Raw genomic sequence first — 17,673 nt, forward strand, 5'->3', positions numbered from 1 at the left:
CGGTGCTATACAAAAATTGCCAATAAAAACAACATTAGGTCAGGACGACATGACACAAAGTTTATCGGAACATCGACACATTTCCTTTACTGCACATTACACCGGCTATATTTGGTACAGCATGGGGATTTCACATCCCGTTTTTGCTACGCGTAAAGGCAAATTTTTAGCACGTTTAGTCCACCCATTAGAAAGCTGGGCAGAAAAGAATGTGGGCGGTAGCATGCGCTCGACGCTCAAACAGCGCCATGCCATGATCGATCAGCATTTAGATCAACTCATTGCCCAACACCCTCAGCTACAAGTCCTCGAAATTGCCTGTGGCCTTTCCCCGCGTGGTTGGAATTTTCGCACCAAGCATCCTGAAATTAACTATCGTGAACTCGACTTGCCGGATATGGCAAAAATCAAAACACAGGCACTCAAACAGATTGACCCGCATGCCCCCGAGGTCTTAACTGGCGACATTTTCACACAAGATTTTGAACGTATTTTTCAGAGTTTCAACCCTGAACGTCCTTTGGTGGTGATTAGTGAAGGGCTAATTAATTATTTTGATCAAACGCTACTGAATAAGTTATTGCAAGGGATCACCGAATATGGCGCCTCATTTCAGGAATTACATTATCTGACCGACATCTATCCTGAACCCGTCAAGAACCGTTTAGCACGTTTTATTTGGGCCAGTAGTAAATTACTCAAAGTCATGTCTCGCAGCGCTTTTACTTTTCATTTTCAATCCCCTGCTGAATTACAGCAGTTTTTCAGTCATACAGGATTTGAAGAAGTAGACGTCGTTCAGCCGGCCTTATACTTTCCACAACAGCAACAAGAACAAGTGATTCCTTTCCACGATGCAGAGCAGCACTGTGGCGATTTGGTTTGGATGGTCCATGCCAAAACAAAAAAACAGCGCTAACGCGCTGTTTTTTTTACTTGTTCATGTTTTAACTTACGGCTTCTAATAACAACACATCTTCTTTTTGGCGTTGTACAAAGCGCAATAGACGCTCTGCCAACTCAAAACTACCATGCTTAAACAAAGCTCGAACCTGCGTATCCACAACGTCAAAGATGAGACATTCAATTTTAAACTCACCTTCTTCATCTTCTAGATGTAATGCCAAATCCCGTGGATATGCGTGCATGCAGTCCAACATTTCAGCCTGTACATTCAGCAACACGCCGAAATAATTTAAATCCGTAATTTGAGTTTCAACCACGAGGTCTGAATGGCGATGAGATAAATGCGTGAATGGCTGTTGTACACTTACACGCGCTTCGCCACGGCGTTCAATATTTTGCATTTGCTCTCGGCTCATTGGAATGATTCCTTCCAACTGCTGAATAGACTCACCGCGTAGATAAGTTGCAAACAAATTCATGGTTTCCTTACGGCGTTGCAACTGCGGTAAATGATCCGCATTGGCAATCATGGCAAATTGCATATTCGGACATTGCAAGGCAAAGCCTGCATTTTCATGTGGCAAAGTAAAACTGTCATACTGCCCGCATGACACCAAAACATCACACTGTGGAATCGGCACGTCTTGCAAACGCAGCAAACGATTACAGTTAATATCATAACGCTCTTGTTCGGTATTGGTGAATTCAGCCATTTGTCTAAAGAACAAACGCTTCGCTGTCGGTGACATCCGCGTCACATCCAGTTTGGCATGATTGACCAAATATAAAATCACCGCTTGACCAAATTCATCCATGCGCTGTTCTTTCATCAAATGCAAGGATTCTTCAAGCAACATGCGCCAGCTCTTGCGCGTTTTTTGCATTACGCCCATTAAAATCATGCGGTCAATCAATTCAGGACGTTGATCCGCCAGTCCTGCAGCCACCACTGAACCGAGCGACATCCCCATCACGGATACTTTTTCTAGCCCGACGATATCCAACCAAACGCCTAACATCTGTGCCAGATCACCCAACTCTAAAGTCCCTGCCGACACCGAAGTATCGACATTGGTAATTTGCTGATTTGAGCCCATAGAGGGTAAATCAATTAAAATAATAGGTCCTGCCGCAAATAATTGTTCGACACAATATTTGTAGGAATTAAAGTTTTGAAATGCCCCACCAATAATAACAATCGGGGTGCGATGAATCGTTTCAGGTTGTGCAATGGCCATATATTCGACCTTCCAGCCATCAATCCATGTCGTTCTGGCAGGCTGTTTAAAGCTTTGCTTGTCATATAGATCGAAAAAACTGTAATGCGTACTTTCCTGTACGGTGGGATCCATTTGGATAATGGAATTCATATTCCTTTCCTCCATTCCTGCCTTATTTTTATTGTCAGGAATTCATTTAGAGACTCTGCTCGACTTAGCGTCCTGCTCTTTAATCGTTATTTGTACGACTTCAATGTCGCTATTGTTTCATTCTATACAGAGGTTCATTTTACAAGCAACTGATATCCCCGCCGCTTATCTACTTTTGCTCTAAAAACAATTTCAAAATGTTAATTCTGGTCAGCAAGTACAGTCGAATATGCACTTAAGTGCTTCATTGTTCAGTCACAGGCTGTTAATATCGAGTTGAAATTTCTAAGTGATCAAACCGCTATGCAAGAGTCTATTGAACAATACATGCAAACGGTAGGACAGCAAGCACGCACAGCATCACGTGTGCTCGCAGGGGCTTCTACCCAGACTAAAAATAATGCCTTATCAGCAATTTATACTGCTTTACAAAACAGTGAAACTGCAATTTTGGCAGCTAACCAAGTGGATATGACCAAAGCGCATAACAACAACTTGGATAGTGCTCTACTTGATCGCTTAGAACTTACCCCCACACGCTTTAAAGGCATGCTCCAAGGTCTAAAAGATGTAATCGCACTCACTGACCCGATTGGCGAAATCACCGATATGGCCTTTCGTCCGACAGGTATTCAGCTGGGCAAAATGCGCGTACCGCTAGGTGTTGTCGGCATGATTTACGAATCTCGCCCAAATGTCACCCTTGAAGCCGCATCTTTAGCGCTTAAATCAGGTAACGCGATTATTTTACGTGGTGGTTCTGAAGCTTTGGAATCTAACCAAGCAATTGCGGCAGCGATTCAACATGGCTTAACTGCTGCAGGTGTACCTGAGCATGCCGTTCAAGTGCTTAATACCCCAGACCGTGCTGCGGTTGGCCAATTAATTACTATGCCTGAATATGTCGATGTGATCGTACCTCGTGGTGGTAAAGGCTTAATTGAGCGTATTACCAATGAAGCACGTGTGCCGGTCATCAAACATCTTGATGGTAACTGCCATGTTTTTGTGGAAGCTCAGGCTGATTTGCAAAAAGCATTACCTATTGCGCTCAATGCCAAAACACACCGTTATGGCGTATGTAATGCCATGGAAACCTTACTTGTCGATGAAAATGTCGCTGAAGAGTTTTTACCACGCATTGCTGAACTTTATGCGGAGAAAAAAGTTGAACTTCGTGGCTGTGCTGAAACGCAGCGCATTTTGGGTGAATCGATTGTTCCTGCAACTGAAGAAGATTGGTATACCGAATACTTAGGCCCGATTTTGGCAGTGAAAGTCGTTACTGGCTTAGATGAAGCGATTGAGCACATCAACAAATATGGCTCACACCATACCGACTCAATCATTACCGAAAACTTCAGTTTGGCGCGTCAGTTCTTAGCGCGTGTAGATTCGAGTTCAGTGATGATTAATGCCTCAACGCGCTTTGCAGATGGGTTTGAATATGGTCTTGGTGCTGAGATCGGTATTTCAACCGATAAAATCCATGCACGTGGTCCAGTCGGTCTTGAAGGTCTGACTTCTCAAAAATGGATTGTATTTGGTGATGGTCAAATTCGCCAATAACACCCAATAAGACAATGAAAGCTGTGCTTTTCTGATTAAAGGCACAGCTTTTTTTATGGCAATTTAAAAAACTAGACCCAAGGTTCACATATTGAAATATAATCCTGCAAACACACAGGATTTAGAATCGAAAACAGATTTTTTGACAATTAAATGCTTAAGAAGAATAAGAAAAGTTCAATTTACCTGCTTTTTTGCAACAATTTTAGGATTACAGCGCAGCAACCGCATGTTATGTTCTATGTATATCTCTTAAATCGTATAAATTTTGAGGATTATTTTATTAATAAATGAAAACTATGAACTGATAAATTTTAATTATTATTGTGCTCAGGGTCGATAGTGCTTAAGTCTAATCTCCTAAAGTCTATCTAGGACGATAAAAAAACCCATGATAAAACATCATCACAGATCTAAATTGCATCAATCAATACAACTGCAATCAGATCAACATTATGGATAAGTATTTCAATTAGAATTCGGGTATTTAAACGTGTCTACATCAGTATTAGTAATTAACTGCGGATCTTCTTCTATCAAATATGCGTTAGTTTCTGAGCGCCGTGAAGATCGTATTTTTGGTCTGGCCGAGAACCTAGGTTCTGCTGATGCACGTATTAAAGGGGTCACTACGGGTGGTGCTGCGCTTGAGCTGTCTATTCCACATGCTGACCATGAAAAAGCCCTCGAAACTATTTTAGAGCGTTTGGCTCACCATAATCCTCAAGCGATTGGTCACCGCGTGGTACACGGCGGTACATTAACCAAAGCTGAGCTATTAACACCAGAAATTATTGAACGTATTCGTGAAGCTACACCGCTTGCGCCATTGCATAACCCTGCTCACTTGGTGGGTATCGAAGCAACCATGCGTTTGTTCCCTGAACTTCCGCAAGTAGCCGTATTCGATACAGCATTCCACCAAACAATGCCGTCTCATGCATACCGCTATGCATTACCAAAATTCTTGTACACACAGCATAACGTACGTCGTTATGGCTTCCACGGTACTAGCCATGCCTACGTATCTGAGCGTGGCTCAATGTTGGCAGGCAGCTTTAAACAAGGTGGCTGGTTAACTGCTCACTTAGGCAATGGTAGCTCGACTTGTGCGATTTGGAATGGTCAATCTGTAGATACGTCAATGGGTCTAACACCACTTGAAGGTGTGGTGATGGGCACACGTAGTGGTGATGTTGACCCAAGTATTCACAGCTTCCTTGCGAGCAACTTAGGTTGGGATATCTACAAAATCGACAAAATGCTGAACAGCCAATCAGGCCTACTCGGTTTGTCTGATCTATCAAATGACATGCGTACATTGATCGAAGCATCAGAACAAGGTAACGAAGATGCCGCGCTTGCCATTGAAGTATTCTGCTACCGTTTAGCAAAATCTTTAGCAGGTCTCAGCTGTGGTCTACCACGTATTGACGGTTTATTCTTTACCGGTGGTATTGGTGAAAATTCTGCCTACATTCGTGAAAAAACGGTTTCATACTTACCACACTTTGGTTTCAACCTGAGTAAAGAATTAAATGACAACCTAAAACGCGGTACGGAAGGTCGTATTGACCACGGTACTGGCCCACAAATTTGGGTTGTTCCTACCGATGAAGAAGGCCGTATTGCCAAAGAAACTGAGCATGTTGTAGACGAGGTGACAGCGTCTGCTACAAAAAAGCCTGATGCTGAAGCTGCGATTGCATAAGCAATCGCATCAGCCCCTTCGCCTTCAATATTAATTTTTAGCTTTAATTTAGACACCGTATGAAAACAATTTTACTCGTGCCAACTGGGGAAGGTGTAGGTTTAACATCTGCATGCTTAGGTTTAATTTATGCTTTGGAATGCCAAGGGGTCAAAGCAGGTTTTCTGAAACCATTTTCACAGGAAAATGTCGCAGATACTGTAGACCGTACAACGGCTCTTTATCGTCATTTATTTAATAATGAAACGGTAGAACCCATTCACCATGCCACCATCGTGAAACAACTCAGTCATGATGAAAGTGATGAACTGCTCGAAGAAGCGGTTCGTTTGCACCGTGAAATTGCAAAAAAGCATGACCTAATTATTGTTGAAGGCTTGGTTCCAAACAGCCGAGATAACTTTGCCTCAGAACTGAATGCGACTTTAGCAAAAGCACTCGATGCCAAAGTGATTATTGTCAGCACAGCAGATATTCAAAATGCCACGAAAACGGCTGAGAAAATTGACAGTTCACTACGCCAATTTGGTGGTGCGGCATCTGAACGTACTGCGGGTGTTTTGTTTATGCGCACACGTGGCTTGCCAGAAGAGTCTGCGCAAATTCCTGTCACACTTGATCCAAATCTGCGTTTAATTAGTGACACCAATAAATTTGTACTCGAATTACAACAAAGTAATCCGCAAATTGGTTCTACACAGCTACCTGTTATTGGCCTCGTTCCATTTAGTAATACGCTCAGCGTACCGCGCATGTCTGACTTGGCGACGCATATTCAAGCGGAATGGATCAACCAAGGCGATGCCGCTCATCGCCGCGTACTACATAGCAGCCTAGTTGCATCGAATATTGAACATGAACTTCACAAATTTGTGGCAGGCGAACTGATTATCAGCGCCTCTGACCGTATTGATGTGTTGTTGGCTTCTAGCCTTGCAAGTAGCAATGGTATTCCACTTGCCGGTTTAGTTTTGACTGAACACCATCAACCGAACCCACAAGTTTTGGATTTCTGCCAAACTGCGATTAAGCAAGGCTTACCGATTTTACATACGCCTTTAAGCACTTTTGAAACGGCACAACAACTTTCAAATTTAGGCAATGAAATTCCTGTCGATGACGTAGAACGTGCAGAACAAGTGACCCGCTTTGTTTCAAGCCACATCAATGCTGAATGGATTACTGAAGTATTAAATGGTTCATATCAACCACGCTTGTCCCCTTCTGCATTCCGTCATGAATTGGTACAAAAATCTATTGCTGCGAAAAAACGAATTGTTCTACCTGAAGGTGATGAACCACGCACCATTCAGGCGGCTGCCATTTGTCAATCACGTGGCATTGCACACTGTATTTTATTGGCAAAACCTGAAGCCGTGATTGAAGTTGCAAAAGCACGTAATATCGAACTTCCACATGATTTGGAAATTATTGATCCAGATCTGATTCGTGAAAACTATGTGCCTAAAATGGTTGAGCTGCGTAAAGGCAAACTCAATGATCTACAAGCACGCGAACAGCTACAAGACACCGTGGTTTTAGGCACCATGATGCTTGCACTCGATCAGGTGGATGGCTTAGTCTCAGGCGCAGTACATACTACGGCGAATACTGTACGTCCTGCATTCCAATTGATTAAGACCGCACCTGATTATTCATTGGTTTCTTCAGTATTCTTTATGCTGTTACCGGATGAAGTCTATGTATATGGTGACTGTGCAATTAATCCAGATCCAAATGCAGAACAGCTTGCAGAGATTGCGATTCAATCTGCAGATTCAGCAAAAGCCTTTGGTATTGACCCACGTATTGCGATGATTTCATATTCAACAGGTACTTCTGGTGCAGGCGCAGATGTCGAGAAAGTGGCTGAAGCAACACGTATTGCCAAAGAACGTCGTCCAGATTTACTCATTGATGGCCCGCTTCAATACGATGCTGCATCGGTGGAAAGTGTGGGACGCTCTAAAGCACCTGACTCGAAAGTGGCTGGTCGTGCCAATGTATTTATTTTCCCAGACTTAAATACAGGTAATACAACCTATAAAGCAGTTCAACGTTCTGCAAATGTAGTCAGTGTTGGCCCAATGCTGCAAGGTTTAAACAAGCCTGTAAATGACTTGTCTCGTGGCGCATTGGTCGATGACATCGTGTTTACCATTGCATTAACGGCGATTCAATCCGAACAACAAGAAGCTTAATTTTAGTTTCGAGTTCTTAACCACCCTTTCGAAAGACTGGGTGGTTTTTTGTTTTGTATAACTGCCATTATGTTGAAAAGACTCAGAATTAGTAGAAATTTCTTTTAAATTCTATGGCTGAATTTTGAGTATTTGGTACATGACCAATAATGTATTCATTCTTCGCTTGAAAAAAGAAATCAAAGCTCTGACTCATCAGTGAATCTTGCTGGCTTTGCTTTTTGTAAATCGGAGCGAGACGGTTAAGATAGTAATTGATCCATTCTGCTTGATTAGAAAACGCTGCATAGTCTTTTAAATCTGTATAGAGATTCTGTAGATCTGTGGAAATTAATTCAATATTGGGGTCAAACATCCATACTGTGATATCCATTGGCTCAATCTCTGTGAATGTAAGAGGTTGTGCACTATCAAAACGCTCTATCTTATAAAGTTGAGCTCCATTTTCACTATAGCTACTACAAAGAAGTTTTGTATTCTCAACCTGATAGTGATTTTCCCCTATTTCTAATCCTCTGATTTGTTTTGATATTTCTAAGCATTGAGGTAGTTTATGAATATTTGAATACGCTAGTTGTTTGAAAAGAACTATGGACCGATGTATTACATAGCTCTCTCCTGTTCCAATAATAATTCCATTATCCCAAGTATGAAGTTTTAATGTATGACATTCGTTAAAGCTATCTATTTTTTCCTCACTTATGACAACCACTTTTTTATCTGCTGTAACAACGATGCTATCCTTCAGTTGAAGGGCAATGATGAAAGTCATATCTAAATTAAAAAATTTTGAAATATTCGTTTTATATATTAAGTCAATTTCGAGCTTAATTTTTGAATTTAATAAAAACAGGTAATATATGGCTGGTGGTTCTCAAATCATACTAAATAAGAATGGGATTACATTGATTACACCTGCAAAATTTGAGGCTAAAGCAGGGCAACACATCTTTAAAAGTGGGGCTGAAGTAGGTGTAAATCTTAAAGGGTTACCAGCTTACGAAGCTTATAACGAAAAATTTCAGATGTTATTACCCTCTGGTGAGCCCTTGAAAAATGCTGATTATAAAATCTCAAACGGGTCTGATGAGTTGACAGCTATAGCTGATAATAAAGGGCGCTCTAAACGAGTGAACTCCTTACAAGAAGAAAGCTTAAAGCTGGATTTGAATTGGATGAAGTTAGAAGCTGAACCGAATGATGGGGATGAATAGTGGGAAGTTTAGATTGGGAAGGTAATACAAATACAACAGAAAACAGCTGTAAAACCGCACAGTGTGATTGCTTAACTTTTTGGGAAATACAACAACAAGAAGCTCTGATACGCCTATCTAATTTAAAAGATAAAAGAAAAAATTTACATAAATTAGAGCCTGGATATGAAGCTAGGGCGAGACGTATTGCTTCAGTTTATGCCAATATTTATCTAGAAAAAGAAAAACATGGAAACAAGGATTTGGTTGGCCGTTACTATTGGATGGGCTTAGGTGCATTTGCTTCAAAAACCGTAGCTGCCATTTTTAAACATGGTTTAACTGCATGGGGGTATAAATGGATTCCACTAGGGGTAATTCGTGATCCTGTACATACTTTTGCAAAAGGTAACTTATGGTTATTTATGGATATTGCACCTTGGCATTATGCTTGGAGCATGTCTTCAACCTCTTTCAATCAATGCCGAATTCAACGTGATGTTTCCAAATTCACTCATATTAAGGAAGAAGTTATAAACGTTCCTTGGTCAAGTTGTTTACCCATAATTAAACACTTAAAAAGCACTCCAGAAATTAAAAGTGCTTTTGAATATCTACCTAAAATTGAAAAAGTATTTATAAAAAAGAATGTATCAAGACAAAATAGATTTAAGTTGTCTAGTAAAAATCTTTTCGATCACCTCATGGTGGTTGCAGTACAAGAGCAAAGAAATATTTTACAAGAATTAGTATGGAAAGACTGGAAGGTACAAGCTCAAGCAACGGTGCAAAGCTTTACTCGCTTACCTGATAGTACCTTAGTCCTGTCGAGCGATTACTTCGTTGAAAGTGTTAAATCTGTTAGAAAATCGAAAAGTATTCTGCCGAGTTCTTATAATATCAAAAGCATGGAAAGAGAATATCAGGGGCGACACGCAGGTGTACTCGATAAGGTACCAGAAACAGTATACAGCGAACCATTAGCAAACACTAAAGTCGCCAATTATGATAGCCGTATGGAATGGATTAATAAAGCAGCAGAAAAATATCATCGTTTAATGCTCAATGATAAAGGAAGATACTTTTTAGAAGAAGAACTAAAAATTATTGCGAAATGGGGCGATAGCAAAGCTAATTTTACAGTTGGAAAGGATAGTAATGATGGAAAAATTTAATTACTTCATTGTTATTTTTATGGTGGGTTATCTCCTTTCAGCTTGTCAACCTAGTGCAAAAAATACAGAGAATAATGTCATGAATCAACAGCGTTTTAGTTTACATTTAGGCCAACAAGGATTTAAAGATTTTTCTCAACATAATCTTGGGCATCCCGATAGTCATCCATCTGGAGCAGGTTTTAGAGAGTTAGATTTTACACCGCCCAACTTAGGTCAGATTAAAGTTGAAAATGGTGAGAATAGCTTAGTGATAGATCATGTATTTTCAGTTCTAGGAACATCGTTTAATAATGAGGATGGAATACAAGGGCTTGATATTAATGCAGGGCTAAACAAAGAGGAATTTGTACGTCCTGAACAAGCCCACCAAGCTTATGTTGACTTAATGAAACGTATAAATCAGGCCGAATGGAAAAATTATTTCTATCGTTTTTCTGCACGAATAGCAAAGGATGATAATATTCGATATCTAATGAAATCAGGTGATGTCATTGACCCGACTTATATCTTTAATTATGAAGAATGGAAAAAGATAATAAATACAGTTGGAGGGAACTCTATAGGCTACCGATTATATGCCAATGGTATCCTTTTGGATCTGAGTATAAAACAAACTCAAAAAACTGAAGATGGTAAAGAACAATATATGGTTCGTTATGCTTTCAATACGATTCGTTATGATGAAAGAAATTCAATGGATGATTCAGAGAATAATATTGATACTTACAAAATGACCTCAAAAGAGTTAGAACAAGCATTTGCAAATGAGCTGATAAGAAATAAAAAATCAAGAGAAATTGATGAAAAAGAAGTTATAGTACAAGGCTACCATATCGATGAAAATTATGAAGATCCTGATGTTTGGCAATATGTTAAATAATCAAATGTTGTCGCGTTTAGACTCAATTTTAAAGCACTTTTACACAAAATTGATCATTGAAACTAAAGATTTGAAGATTTGAAGATTTGAAGATTTGAAGATTTGAAGATTTGAAGATTTGAAGATTTGAAGAAGAATATTATTTTTATAAAATTTAAAGCAAAAAAAAAGAAGATAAAGCTTTAGGCTTGATCTTCTTGTTGACCGTAGAACCAAGTTGCTGCGATAAATAGAGAAAAACCAATAACTGACAACACTGGAGTAACCATATAATTCACACTCTAACTTTGATGACGTCATTATGTAAAAGTTTTATGACAGTTATATGACAAATATGACATATCCAAAAATAATAAATATTATTTAATTTCATAATCTTAGAAACAAAAACAAATCTTCTCCTCTAGTTATGTGACAAATATTTCATGAAATATGACAGTGAAAACGTCATTTTTAGGATATTGATGACAGCGAAACATGGCGCTGTTTAAGCCTATTAAACTTTCGGCCAAAGATTAAGCGAAATACCCACACAACTGTATTTTTGTCTTATAATTTAGCCCGCTAGCTATCAGCCCGCTCAAGAGATATTTGTATGACAACTATTATCAAGCAAGATGACTTGATCACATCGGTAAAAGATGCGCTTCAGTTCATTTCTTACTATCACCCACAGGACTTCATCCAAGCGATGAGCCGTGCGTATGACCGTGAAGAAAACAAAGCCGCAAAAGACGCGATTGCACAAATTTTAATTAACTCTCGTATGTGTGCAGAAGGCCATCGTCCTATCTGTCAAGATACGGGTATTGTGAACGTATTTCTTGAAGTGGGCTTAGACGTTAAATTTGATTTAACCATGAGCCTAGACGATGCAATCAACGAAGGTGTACGTCAAGGTTATCTTGAAAACTCAAACATTCTTCGTGCATCAGTATTAGCTGATCCTGCTTTTGGTCGTAAAAATACCAAAGACAACACCCCTGCTGTAATTCACTACAAACTCGTTCCGGGTAATAAAGTTGATATTACTGTTGCTGCTAAAGGTGGTGGTTCAGAAAACAAATCTAAACTTGCAATGCTTAACCCTTCTGACTCTATCGTAGATTGGGTACTTAAAACTGTTCCAACAATGGGTGCAGGTTGGTGTCCTCCTGGTATGCTCGGTATCGGTATTGGTGGTACTGCTGAAAAAGCCATGATGCTTGCAAAAGAAGCATTGATGGAAGAAATCAACATGGACGAATTACTTCGTCGTGGCCCACAAAACCAAATCGAAGAACTTCGTATCGAAATCTTCGAAAAAGTAAATGCTTTAGGTATTGGTGCTCAAGGTCTTGGCGGTTTAACGACTGTTCTTGATATCAAAATCAAAGACTACCCATGTCACGCTGCGGGTAAACCAGTAGGTATGATTCCTAACTGTGCTGCAACTCGTCATGCGCATTTCCAATTAGACGGTTCAGGTGTGGCGCATATTCAAGCGCCTAGCCTTGAAGACTACCCTGCAGTGACTTGGGATTCATCAACGTCTAAACGTGTTGACTTAGACAACATTACTCAAGAAGAAATGAACTCTTGGCAACCAGGTGACACACTACTTCTTAACGGTACAATCTATACAGGTCGTGACGCTGCGCACAAACGTATGGTTGACATGTTAAACAAAGGTGAAGAACTTCCTGTTGACCTAAAAGGTAAATTTATTTACTACGTTGGTCCTGTTGATCCAGTCGGTGACGAAGTCGTTGGTCCTGCTGGCCCAACAACTGCAACACGTATGGATAAGTTCACACGTCAAGTGCTTGAAGCAACTGGCATGTTCGGTATGATTGGTAAAGCTGATCGTGGTCCTGCTGCTGTTGAAGCTATCAAAGACAACAAAGCAACTTACCTCATGGCTGTTGGTGGTGCTGCTTACTTAGTATCGAAAGCGATTCGTGAAGCTGAAGTGGTTGCTTTCGCTGACTTAGGTATGGAAGCGATCTACAAATTTGTTGTAAAAGACATGCCTGTATCTGTAGCTGTTGACGTAAATGGTACTTCTGTTCACGCAACTGCACCAAAAATCTGGCAAGCAAAAATTGGTAAAATCCCAGTAGTTGATGCTGCTGCGAACTAATTTCGCCACATTCAAGATCTAAAAAAGCACCCCATCGGGTGCTTTTTTTAATGTCAATATTTAGGCTGTTTGTCGAATGACATTCGCTATTTAATATTTTCACACACTCAAAAACACGAGCTAATTACATTACCAAGTTAATGGATTCCACAGTTTAAAAGGCTTGGTCAACTGCACATCTTCCGCAGGATCATAATGAGGTGCCTTCAACTTCTGCGCACTTTTCCGCACTTTTCCAGTGTTTTGATCTTTTGCCACAAAGTTAAAACTGTTGGATTTCAACTCTGTAAATGCGATTTCATTTCGACCAATTTTTTCAGGCATGAGCAGCAATGGCCCTGAAACCGTTCTTTTACTGGATAAATTCTCTTCATCATATTTAATGAAGTAAGTTTGACCTGCTTCAACATCAAAGTCTAAATATTTAGGCTTTTGAAAATGATTCACCCCCAAAGGGCGACTCGATGATAAGCGGTAATTCCCCGCCGGTAACTCCACCCAGTAATAATGATTATTCAATAAACTTGGAATACGCTCACTGTTCAGAAATAAGCTACTAGCCACAATTTCTTGACGATTCCACTTACTGTCTGGACGATATAAATACACAATCGCTGCTTGATCATGCTGAGCTTTTACTTCTTGAAAATGTCGGCCTTGTTTCTGATTGACCCAACCACCAATGGTAAACATACCCAATCGATATTGCTCAATATGACCCGGTGTACTTTCAGGATCCACAGGCTTTAATGTCGAAGCCAATGACGTTTGCTCAACGGCTGATTTTCCATGACAACCCAGCAGCGCTACACTGCTTAAAAGTAGAATTGCAACTCCACGCATGATTATCCCTCACTGCGTCTTTTTTTATTTTTACACTTTTGTTTTCAGTTTTTTACATTCAGGCATCCACGCCATCCTGCTGAGATTAACATTCTGCTTTTATTTTTGGAAATAAAAAACGTGTGCAAATCTTGGATTTACACACGTTTCAGACGAATAGCGCTTAAGCAGATTTAGAGTTCACAACTTTTAAATCTGACTTCGGTGCAGCTTCTTCAGTTTTCTTTGGTTGACGTTCTGATTTAAATTCAGGTTCCGCTTCACCATTAATCACCGCTTCATTGACGACAACCGTACCCACATCTGAACGACTTGGTAGATCATACATCGTTTCAAGCAATGAATTTTCTAAAATCGAACGTAGACCACGCGCACCCGTATTACGGTCAAGGGCTTTTTTAGCCACGGCACGTAATGCTGAGTCTTCAAATACAAGGTCAACATTTTCCATTTCAAATAAATATTGGTACTGACGTGTCAATGCATTTTTTGGTTCTGTCAGAATCTGCATCAATGCTTCTTCGTCGAGTTCTTCCAAGGTAGCAATCACAGGTAAACGACCAATAAATTCAGGAATCAGACCAAATTTAACCAAATCTGTCGCTTCAACTTGGCGGAATAAGTCAGATAATTTTTTAGTTTCATCTTTCTTACGTACTTCAGCCGTAAAGCCAATACCACCTTTTTCCTGACGCTGCTGTACGATTTTCTCTAGACCTGAGAATGCGCCACCACAGATAAACAGGATGTTTGAAGTATCAATTTGAATAAATTCTTGCTGCGGATGCTTACGACCACCTTGAGGCGGAATCGACGCAACCGTACCTTCGATCATTTTCAATAACGCTTGCTGAACACCCTCACCCGATACATCACGAGTGATTGATGGATTTTCAGACTTGCGGGTAATTTTGTCGATTTCATCGATATAGATAATGCCTTTTTGTGCTTTTTCTACATCGTAATCGGCTTTTTGAAGGAGTTTTTGAACAATGTTCTCAACGTCTTCACCCACATAACCAGCTTCAGTTAAAGTCGTTGCATCTGCCATCGCAAATGGCACATCTAAAAGACGCGCAAGTGTCTGAGCAAGCAGTGTTTTACCTGAACCTGTTGGTCCAACCAACATAATGTTACTTTTCGAAATCTCTACTCCGTCTTCTGGTTTTTTACCACTGGTGCCAACTTTTAGGCGTTTATAATGGTTGTATACCGCAACAGAGAGGGTCTTTTTCGCAACATCTTGCCCAATCACATATTGGTCAAGCGCAGCACGGATTTCATGCGGTTTTGGTAAAGGACGAGTTGCCCAGTCATTTGATTCAACTTGCTGACTGGTCTGAACTAGGTCAAGACATACGTCCACACACTCATTACAGATGTACGCGTCCTCACCTGCAATCAGTTTCCCGACTTCAGACTGCGTTTTACCGCAAAATGAACAATGCTTTTGTCCTTGAGGATGTTCGGACATATTCACTCCAATAATTAATTCTTTAAAACTTATGGGCGTTTAGATAAAACTTCGTCCACAAGACCGTATTCTTTCGCAGCTTGCGCTGTCATAAAGTTGTCACGGTCAGTATCTCGAGCAACAGTTTCGTAGTCTTGACCACTATGCTCTGCCATTAAACGATTTAAACGTTCTTTGATGAATAGAATTTCACGTGCATGAATTTCAATGTCAGATGCCTGACCACGGAAACCACCGAGTGGTTGGTGAATCATGACACGGGCATTTTCAAGACAGTAACGTTTGCCTTTAGCACCGGCATTAAGCAGGAATGCACCCATCGATGCTGCTTGCCCCATGCAGTAAGTCACAACATCAGGTTTAATAAATTGCATGGTATCGTAAATCGCCATACCTGCAGTAACCGAACCGCCTGGTGAGTTGATATATAAATGAATATCTTTATCTGGGTTTTCTGCTTCTAAGAACAACATTTGGGCAACAATCAAATTTGCCATGTTGTCTTCAACTTCACCGGTTAAAAAAATCACACGTTCACGCAAAAGGCGTGAATAAATATCAAAAGAACGCTCGCCACGAGATGACTGTTCTACCACCATTGGCACTAGTGCGTTTTCAATTGTTGGAACATACATACGTTATTTATTCCTAAATTTTTCTGACTCAACCCATAATTCACAATATGAGGGATATTTGTCGAAATTGCAAAAGATTCCCAATTAAATAACAGATATTTTTTTCATAAGCATTGTGAAATCAGGACAACTTATTTGGGGGCAAATTTCGATAAAAAAAGGCGCTTAATGCGCCTTTTTTTGAAAGCTAGAAATTAGCCTTGTTGACGAGCTTGTTGCTCTTTCAATAAGTCTTCATAGCTCACAGTTGTATCAGTTACTTTAGCAGAAGCTAAGATGTGATCTACAACTTGGTCTTCTAGAATAACAGCTTCGATTTGAGCGCGTTGCTGTTTATCGTTGTTGAAGTATTCAATCACTTCTTTAGGATCTTCGTAAGAAGAAGCCATGTCTTCGATGTAAGCATCAACACGTTCAGCATCAACTTCAAGTTTAGCTTCAGCCAATACTTTGCTGACTAATACGCCAAGTTTAACTGATTTTTCAGCTTGCTCTTTGAATAGGTCATCTGGAAGCATGCTTGAATCAAACGCTTTAGCGCCTTGAGCACCAAACTGTTGAGTGAATTGTTGGATCATTTGTTGACGTTGACGGTCAATTTCTTGAGCAACCATTGCTTCTGGAAGTTCTACTTCGTTTGCAGCTACAAGCGCATCAAAAGTTGCACCTTTCACTTGGTTACGAAGACCGTTTTTCACTTCACGTTCCATGTTTTTACGCACGTCAGCTTTCAGCTTTTCAACGCCTTCTTCTTCAGTTAGACCGAAGATTTTTAAGAATTCAGCATCAACTTCTGGAAGTTTTTGTTTTTCAACAAGCTTAACAGTGATTTTGAATTGAGCAGCTTTACCAGCAAGGTTTTCAGCTTGGTAGTCTTCAGGGAAAGTTACATCGATAACTTTCTCTTCGCCTTTCTTCATACCAACGATGCCGTCTTCGAAGCCAGGGATCATACGACCAGAACCAAGAACGAGTTTAAAGTCTTCAGCAGCGCCGCCTTCAAACTTCTCGCCATCAACAGTACCTTCAAAGTCGAAAGTTACTTGCATGTCTTTTTTAGCCATGCCTTTAGTTTCAACCCATGAAGCGCGTTGTTTTTGAAGATTTTCAATCATCTTCTCAACGTCTTTGTCGTCAACTGAAGTTGTTTTACGTTCAACTTCTAGACCTTCGAACTTAACTTCAACTTCTGGATAAACTTCTACAGTTGCTTCATAAACTAAAGCATCATCTTTCATTTCAGTTTTTTCAATGTTTGGCATACCAACAGCATTGATTTTTTCTTGTTGGATCGCTTCGAATACTGTGTCACGAATGATGTCGTTTACAACTTCTTGATAGATACCAGCACCGTATTCACGACGAACAACGTTTACAGGTACTTTACCTGGACGGAAGCCGTTGATCTTCACAGTTTTGGCAGTGCGTTTCAAGCGAGCTTCAAACTGCTCGTTAATACGGCTCGTCGGTACAGATACATTTAAACGACGGGCAACGCCCGAAACCGCTTCAGAAGTTACTTGCATGGCTTCCTCGATAATTTGTTAGTTAAAACAGTTTTAAAAAAAAGTGCCACATTATATGACAACAA

At 40.2% G+C, this 17,673-nt stretch carries 14 protein-coding genes; 8 read left to right on the top strand and 6 right to left on the bottom strand.

Annotation, left to right across the window (positions count from 1 at the left end; genetic code table 11):
• The first annotated feature begins 49 nt into the window (after nucleotides 1-49).
• Nucleotides 50-919, top strand: a complete 870-nt coding sequence (locus FTU12_RS00625) for a class I SAM-dependent methyltransferase (protein WP_180113537.1) — start codon at nucleotides 50-52, stop codon at nucleotides 917-919.
• Nucleotides 920-947: 28 nt separating this feature from the next.
• Here FTU12_RS00625 and FTU12_RS00630 read toward each other — a convergent pair whose 3' ends face one another.
• Nucleotides 948-2,276: an alpha/beta fold hydrolase gene (locus FTU12_RS00630; RefSeq protein WP_180113538.1), complete on the bottom strand. Its 1,329-nt coding sequence runs from the start codon at nucleotides 2,274-2,276 to the stop codon at nucleotides 948-950.
• Nucleotides 2,277-2,579: 303 nt separating this feature from the next.
• On the opposite strand from FTU12_RS00630, the gene FTU12_RS00635 reads away from it, so the two are divergent.
• From FTU12_RS00635 to pta, 3 genes are all read left to right on the top strand, one after another.
• Nucleotides 2,580-3,845, top strand: coding sequence for a glutamate-5-semialdehyde dehydrogenase (locus FTU12_RS00635; protein ID WP_078189652.1), 1,266 nt, complete (start codon nucleotides 2,580-2,582; stop codon nucleotides 3,843-3,845).
• A gap of 493 nt (nucleotides 3,846-4,338) precedes the next feature.
• Entirely contained in the window at nucleotides 4,339-5,556 is a 1,218-nt protein-coding gene (locus FTU12_RS00640) for an acetate/propionate family kinase (RefSeq protein ID WP_078189653.1), read from the top strand.
• Nucleotides 5,557-5,615: 59 nt separating this feature from the next.
• The gene (pta, locus tag FTU12_RS00645) at nucleotides 5,616-7,757 is read left to right on the top strand and encodes a phosphate acetyltransferase (RefSeq protein WP_180004548.1); all 2,142 of its coding nucleotides are present in this window, start codon (nucleotides 5,616-5,618) and stop codon (nucleotides 7,755-7,757) included.
• An 88-nt stretch (nucleotides 7,758-7,845) separates the two neighbouring features.
• Here the strand turns inward: pta and FTU12_RS00650 are convergent, their stop codons facing one another.
• Nucleotides 7,846-8,529, bottom strand: a complete 684-nt coding sequence (locus tag FTU12_RS00650; protein ID WP_180113539.1) for a hypothetical protein — start codon at nucleotides 8,527-8,529, stop codon at nucleotides 7,846-7,848.
• 88 nt (nucleotides 8,530-8,617) lie between these two features.
• Between FTU12_RS00650 and FTU12_RS00655 the strand changes: the two genes are divergently transcribed.
• From FTU12_RS00655 to FTU12_RS00670, 4 genes are all read left to right on the top strand, one after another.
• Nucleotides 8,618-8,971, top strand: a complete 354-nt coding sequence (locus FTU12_RS00655) for a DUF2345 domain-containing protein (protein WP_168378404.1) — start codon at nucleotides 8,618-8,620, stop codon at nucleotides 8,969-8,971.
• On the top strand, nucleotides 8,968-10,125 hold the full coding sequence (locus tag FTU12_RS00660) for a DUF2515 family protein (protein WP_180007262.1): 1,158 nt from the start codon (nucleotides 8,968-8,970) through the stop codon (nucleotides 10,123-10,125). The genes FTU12_RS00655 and FTU12_RS00660 overlap by 4 nt, the downstream gene beginning before the upstream one ends.
• Nucleotides 10,109-11,008, top strand: coding sequence for a hypothetical protein (locus tag FTU12_RS00665; protein WP_180007186.1), 900 nt, complete (start codon nucleotides 10,109-10,111; stop codon nucleotides 11,006-11,008). The genes FTU12_RS00660 and FTU12_RS00665 overlap by 17 nt, the downstream gene beginning before the upstream one ends.
• A gap of 595 nt (nucleotides 11,009-11,603) precedes the next feature.
• Nucleotides 11,604-13,130, top strand: coding sequence for a fumarate hydratase (locus tag FTU12_RS00670; RefSeq protein WP_078189659.1), 1,527 nt, complete (start codon nucleotides 11,604-11,606; stop codon nucleotides 13,128-13,130).
• 129 nt (nucleotides 13,131-13,259) lie between these two features.
• Here the strand turns inward: FTU12_RS00670 and FTU12_RS00675 are convergent, their stop codons facing one another.
• The 4 genes from FTU12_RS00675 to tig form a co-directional block, all read right to left on the bottom strand.
• Nucleotides 13,260-13,973, bottom strand: coding sequence for a DUF2846 domain-containing protein (locus tag FTU12_RS00675; RefSeq protein WP_180055647.1), 714 nt, complete (start codon nucleotides 13,971-13,973; stop codon nucleotides 13,260-13,262).
• Between the two features lie 163 nt (nucleotides 13,974-14,136).
• Nucleotides 14,137-15,447 carry an ATP-dependent protease ATP-binding subunit ClpX gene (clpX, locus tag FTU12_RS00680; RefSeq protein ID WP_078189661.1) on the bottom strand — a complete coding sequence of 437 codons (1,311 nt, stop codon included), beginning with the start codon at nucleotides 15,445-15,447 and terminating at the stop codon, nucleotides 14,137-14,139.
• A gap of 29 nt (nucleotides 15,448-15,476) precedes the next feature.
• Nucleotides 15,477-16,082: an ATP-dependent Clp endopeptidase proteolytic subunit ClpP gene (clpP, locus tag FTU12_RS00685; protein ID WP_078192707.1), complete on the bottom strand. Its 606-nt coding sequence runs from the start codon at nucleotides 16,080-16,082 to the stop codon at nucleotides 15,477-15,479.
• 194 nt (nucleotides 16,083-16,276) lie between these two features.
• Nucleotides 16,277-17,608 carry a trigger factor gene (tig, locus tag FTU12_RS00690; protein WP_180073289.1) on the bottom strand — a complete coding sequence of 444 codons (1,332 nt, stop codon included), beginning with the start codon at nucleotides 17,606-17,608 and terminating at the stop codon, nucleotides 16,277-16,279.
• Nucleotides 17,609-17,673 lie beyond the last annotated feature (65 nt).

Source organism: Acinetobacter sp. YH12063 (assembly GCF_013419715.1).
GTDB classification, from domain to species: domain Bacteria; phylum Pseudomonadota; class Gammaproteobacteria; order Pseudomonadales; family Moraxellaceae; genus Acinetobacter; species Acinetobacter amyesii.

Coding starts and splice junctions, on each gene's coding strand:
- FTU12_RS00630 (WP_180113538.1), bottom strand. CDS start 2,276: ATGAATTCCATTATCCAAATGGATCCCACCGTACAGGAAAGTACGCAT.
- FTU12_RS00635 (WP_078189652.1), top strand. CDS start 2,580: ATGCAAGAGTCTATTGAACAATACATGCAAACGGTAGGACAGCAAGCA.
- clpX (WP_078189661.1), bottom strand. CDS start 15,447: ATGTCCGAACATCCTCAAGGACAAAAGCATTGTTCATTTTGCGGTAAA.
- FTU12_RS00665 (WP_180007186.1), top strand. CDS start 10,109: ATGATGGAAAAATTTAATTACTTCATTGTTATTTTTATGGTGGGTTAT.
- FTU12_RS00675 (WP_180055647.1), bottom strand. CDS start 13,973: ATGCGTGGAGTTGCAATTCTACTTTTAAGCAGTGTAGCGCTGCTGGGT.
- tig (WP_180073289.1), bottom strand. CDS start 17,608: ATGCAAGTAACTTCTGAAGCGGTTTCGGGCGTTGCCCGTCGTTTAAAT.
- FTU12_RS00650 (WP_180113539.1), bottom strand. CDS start 8,529: ATGACTTTCATCATTGCCCTTCAACTGAAGGATAGCATCGTTGTTACA.
- FTU12_RS00655 (WP_168378404.1), top strand. CDS start 8,618: ATGGCTGGTGGTTCTCAAATCATACTAAATAAGAATGGGATTACATTG.
- clpP (WP_078192707.1), bottom strand. CDS start 16,082: ATGTATGTTCCAACAATTGAAAACGCACTAGTGCCAATGGTGGTAGAA.
- FTU12_RS00670 (WP_078189659.1), top strand. CDS start 11,604: ATGACAACTATTATCAAGCAAGATGACTTGATCACATCGGTAAAAGAT.
- pta (WP_180004548.1), top strand. CDS start 5,616: ATGAAAACAATTTTACTCGTGCCAACTGGGGAAGGTGTAGGTTTAACA.
- FTU12_RS00625 (WP_180113537.1), top strand. CDS start 50: ATGACACAAAGTTTATCGGAACATCGACACATTTCCTTTACTGCACAT.